This is a genomic window from Leucobacter sp. M11, assembly GCF_035726885.1.
In the GTDB taxonomy this organism is placed as follows: Bacteria; Actinomycetota; Actinomycetes; order Actinomycetales; family Microbacteriaceae; genus JAPFRB01.
This window is the reverse complement of the sequence record NZ_JAPFRB010000003.1, coordinates 475,280-478,485: the sequence shown is the minus strand read 5'-3', so window position 1 is coordinate 478,485 and position 3,206 is coordinate 475,280. Positions and strand designations below refer to the sequence as shown.

At 71.7% G+C, this 3,206-nt stretch carries 4 protein-coding genes; 2 read left to right on the top strand and 2 right to left on the bottom strand.

Annotated features, from left to right (window positions below; genetic code table 11):
* Window positions 1–3 precede the first annotated feature (3 nt).
* A complete protein-coding gene (locus OOT08_RS10620) occupies window positions 4–1,053 on the bottom strand; it encodes a lipoate--protein ligase family protein (protein ID WP_325092619.1) in 1,050 nt (349 codons plus the stop codon).
* A gap of 109 nt (window positions 1,054–1,162) precedes the next feature.
* On the opposite strand from OOT08_RS10620, the gene OOT08_RS10615 reads away from it, so the two are divergent.
* The gene (locus OOT08_RS10615; protein WP_325092618.1) at window positions 1,163–1,861 is read left to right on the top strand and encodes a DNA alkylation repair protein; all 699 of its coding nucleotides are present in this window, start codon (window positions 1,163–1,165) and stop codon (window positions 1,859–1,861) included.
* A 15-nt stretch (window positions 1,862–1,876) separates the two neighbouring features.
* On the opposite strand, the gene OOT08_RS10610 is transcribed toward OOT08_RS10615, so the two are convergent.
* Entirely contained in the window at window positions 1,877–2,719 is an 843-nt protein-coding gene (locus OOT08_RS10610) for an alpha/beta hydrolase (protein ID WP_325092617.1), read from the bottom strand.
* Between the two features lie 90 nt (window positions 2,720–2,809).
* Here OOT08_RS10610 and OOT08_RS10605 point away from each other — a divergent pair.
* Window positions 2,810–3,206 (top strand): alpha/beta hydrolase fold domain-containing protein (locus tag OOT08_RS10605; protein WP_325092616.1); only part of this gene is annotated, 397 nt, incomplete at its 3' end.

The following is a 3,206-nucleotide window of genomic DNA, read 5'->3' as shown; positions in this document are numbered from 1 at the left end:
GGGCTACGGGACCCGGGTCAGCCACTCCGGCGTGAGGAACTTCGTCTCGACGAGCTGCTGGGCGGCGGCGAGCTCCTCTGCGCGCACCGCGTCCGCGGTGCCGCCGTGGCGCTGCTGGAAGGTCGCGACGAGGCGGTCGATGATCTCGGCGCGCTCCAGCCCCGTCTGGCTGCGCAGCGGGTCGACCCGCTTCTGCGCGCTCTTGGTGCCCTTGTCGCTCAGCTTTTCGCGGCCGATGCGGAGCACGCGGGTCATCTTGTCGGCGTCCATGTCGTAGCTCATCGTGACGTGGTGCAGCACCGCGCCAGAACCGAGCCGCTTCTGCGCGGCACCGCCGATCTTGCCCGCCGGGCTCGTGATGTCGTTGAGCGGCTTGTACTCGGCGTCGATGCCGAGCCCCTTGAGCCCCTCCAGCACCCACTCGTCCAGGAACGCGTAGGAGTCGGCGAAGCTCATCCCCCGCACGAGCTCGCCCGGCACGTACAGCGAGTAGGTGATCGCGGAGGCGGGCTCCACGAACATCGCGCCGCCGCCGGAGATCCGCCGCACCACCTCGACGCCCTCGGCCGCCGCCTGCTCGGCGTCGACCTCGTTCTTCAGGGACTGGAAGCTGCCGATGATGATCGCGGGGTTCGCCCACTCCCAGATCCGCAGGGTCGGCCCGCGCCGCCCCTCGCCGACCTCGGTCGTGAGCACCTCGTCGAGGGCGAGGTGCATCGCGGGGGGCAGCGCCTCGCCACGGATGATCTGCCAATCGTAGTCGCGCCACTGCGCCGCCCCGGTCATGGCGCGGCGGATCGCGACGCCAACGGCCTCTGGCGTGATGCCGAGGAGCACCGCCCCCTCGGGGAGGTGCTCGGTCACCGACCGGGCGTAGGCCTCGATCGTGCCAGAGGGGCTCATCCCCTCGACCGCGGCGTTCATCGCTTCGAGCGTCTCATCGGGCTCGAGGAAGAAATCCCCCGAGAGCCGGAAATCTCGAATTGCGCCGTCGACGACCTGGAAGTCGACGACGACGAGCTTTCCTCCGGGAACCTTATACTCACCGTGCATGCCCCCATGCTATCCCCCGCCCCCGCCGGGGGGCTCGCCCCAGCCGGGCCCCACCCCCGAGGCGTACACTGAGACCCCCGCCCGGTGCGACCCAGCAGAAGAGGACACGATGGCCCCCAGCCCCGCAACACCCGTGACCGCGACCCCGCCAACCGCGGCTGAGATCCTGGCGGAGCTCGCCGCGCTTGAGGACCCGCGCGTGCGCCGGGTCAACGAGCGACACGGCGATGACCACGGGGTCAACCTCACGAAGCTGCGCGCCGTCGCGAAGCGCGTCAAGACGAATCAGGCCCTCGCCACGGAGCTCTGGGCCACGCAGAACACCGCCGCCCGCCTGGTTGCGCTCCTGATCAGCAAGCCCCGCGGCTACGCCCCGGAGGACCTCGACGCGATGCTCCGCGACGCCCGCGTGCCCAAGGTGAACGACTGGCTCGTCAACTACCAGGTGAAACCGCACCCCGCGGCCGAGCAGTTGCGCGCGGCCTGGTTTGCCGACCCCGACCCCCGGGTCGCGGGCGCGGGCTGGGCGCTCACGAGCCACCGGATCGCGGCCGGGGACGAGGGCCTCGACCGCTCGGCCCTCCTCGATCAGATCGAGGCCGAGATGGCCGCGGCCCCCGAAAACCTGCAGTGGGCGATGAACGAGTGCCTCGCGACGATCGGCATTCACAGCCCCGAGCTGCGCGCCCGGGCCCTCGACATCGGCGAGCGGTTGGCGGTCCTGAAGGACTACCCGACCTCACCCGGGTGCACCTCGCCCTATGCCCCCATCTGGATCACGGAAATGGTTCGCCGCCGCGAGGGCTGAGGTCGCCAGAACGCGTCAGGCGAGCGGGAAACGGGCGTCGAGCCAGTCCGTCAGGTCCGCGATGACCTGCTCGCGATTGGTCTCGTTGAAGATCTCGTGCCGGGCGCCCGGGTACTCGAGCAGGGTGACGTCTCGCAGCCCGCGCCCGCGGTAGGCGGCGGCGAGCTTGGTGACGGAATCGCCCACGCTGAGCGGGTCCTCGGCGCCGGAGGCAATCAGAATCGGGAGGTCCGCGGGCAGCCCCTTCGCCGGAACGCCGAAGAGTCGGAGCCCGTCGGCGACGCCAAACAGCCGCAGCACCTCCGCGTCGAAGGTGAGCGGGTCGGCGAGGAAGGCCCGCTGGGTCTCCTCGTCGCGGCTCAGCCACTCGACGCCGTTCGAGCCGGGCCCGTCGAACGCCCTGTTCAGGTTGCCGGATTCCATCGAGCCGGGCATCCGATAGGCGCTGCCGGTCAGGACCAGGGCGTCGTAGCGTCCCGGCTCGCGGTTCACGATGCGCTGCGCCATGAGCGAGCCCCAGGAGTGCCCGAGCAGCACGATCGGGACGCCGGGAAAGCCCTCGCGGGCGATCTCGCCGAGCCGGACGATGGCGTCCTCCGCCGCGCGCAGGCCCCCGGGCCCGAGCCTGCCGAGCCGGCTCAGATCCCCGCCGGTCTGGTCGAGCCCGGTCTGACCGTGCCCGCGGTGGTCATCGGCGACAACCGCAAAGCCCGCTTGATTCAAGGCCCGCGCGAGGTGTTCGTAGCGCAGGGCGTGCTCGCCGATGCCGTGCGCGATCTGGACGATCGCTCGGGGCTCGACGACCGGCCAGCGGTAGTAGGTGATGGCGATCCCGTGGGTGTCGGTGAACTGGGGCATGCCCTCATTCTGCCCCGCCCGGCTGAGGAACGCACGGAACCCGGCGCGCGCACCCGGATTCCTCCGCGGTGCCGGACCTACACTGGACGGGTGCGCACCTCCGCTGCCGTCCTCTCGCTCAGCATCGCCCTGGCGGCGCTGAGCGGCTGCGGCACCCCGGGGGCGCCGACCACGGCCGAGCCAGCCACCGTCCAGGAGCCCACCATGACCCACGCCGCCCCCGCCTCATCCGAACCCGGGACTCTCGTCACCGTGACCGATCGACTCGCCCCGGGCTCCGCGGGCGCGCGCGCCGGGCAGCCCGATGTCCCGATCCGGCAGTACGAGCCCGGCGCCCCCGCCGGCGGGACGCTGGTCTGGGCGCACGGGGGCTCCTTCGTCCGCGGCACCCTCGACTGGCCGGAGTCCGACTGGGTCGCCGCCCGCTTCGCCGAGGCCGGGTATCGCGTCATCGCGGTGGAGTACCGGCTTGCCTCCGCGAGGGTGA

Bases quoted from the DNA above. Each gene is read 5' to 3' on its own strand.
- OOT08_RS10610 (WP_325092617.1), bottom strand. From the start codon at position 2,719: ATGCCCCAGTTCACCGACACCCACGGGATCGCCATCACCTACTACCGC.
- OOT08_RS10615 (WP_325092618.1), top strand. From the start codon at position 1,163: ATGGCCCCCAGCCCCGCAACACCCGTGACCGCGACCCCGCCAACCGCG.
- OOT08_RS10620 (WP_325092619.1), bottom strand. From the start codon at position 1,053: ATGCACGGTGAGTATAAGGTTCCCGGAGGAAAGCTCGTCGTCGTCGAC.